Consider the following 613-nt stretch of genomic DNA (forward strand, 5'->3'; position numbering starts at 1 on the left):
AAATAACTTATCATCAAGCAAACCATTTTTAGGTTTGCCATTATCATCAAGATAGTATTTATAGGTAATGTCGAGTATGTCTGCAGGGGTGATGATAGCGGTTTCTTTACCTTTAATTTCCCTAAATTCTTCTAATGCTTTTTTAGAATCCTCATCTTGTGCATAATTGTATTTTAATCTATCAAAATACCCATACGATGCCCACGCTAACTCTGCATTATCTCTTAGTTTTTTAATTCGTTCTTTATTGTTTGACATGTCCTATTCCTAGCTCCCATTCATTAAATTTTGTCATATCAATATCTAAAGCTTCAAAGCAACCCACTCTGCCTCCTGAAAGATAAAATCCTGTGCCTTCATTACCTGCTGGGAGGGGTCGTAAATCACGCCAATTTATAGACATCCAAATATTGTTAATATTATCAAATGAAGCCCTATTATCATTAAACATAAAAAATAGTGCTGCTGAAATTCTACCATCATACTTCTTAAATTTATATCCATATTTCTCACCATTAAAAAATAAATTCTCCTGAATATACTCCCAATCTAGCTTATCTAAACTCGTATCAAAATACTTTAGCAGTTTATTATAATACTCCTCATCTATCTT

General features: G+C 32.0%; 2 pseudogenes. Both read right to left on the bottom strand.

Annotated features, from left to right (window positions below):
- Positions 1 to 258, bottom strand: a pseudogene (locus CQA53_RS11830) (hypothetical protein); the annotation flags it as partial.
- Positions 245 to 613: pseudogene (locus CQA53_RS12940) on the bottom strand (hypothetical protein); the annotation flags it as partial. The pseudogenes CQA53_RS12940 and CQA53_RS11830, both read right to left, overlap by 14 nt.

Origin of the sequence: Helicobacter didelphidarum, assembly GCF_003364195.1 — a bacterium.
Lineage (GTDB): Bacteria > Campylobacterota > Campylobacteria > Campylobacterales > Helicobacteraceae > Helicobacter_A > Helicobacter_A didelphidarum.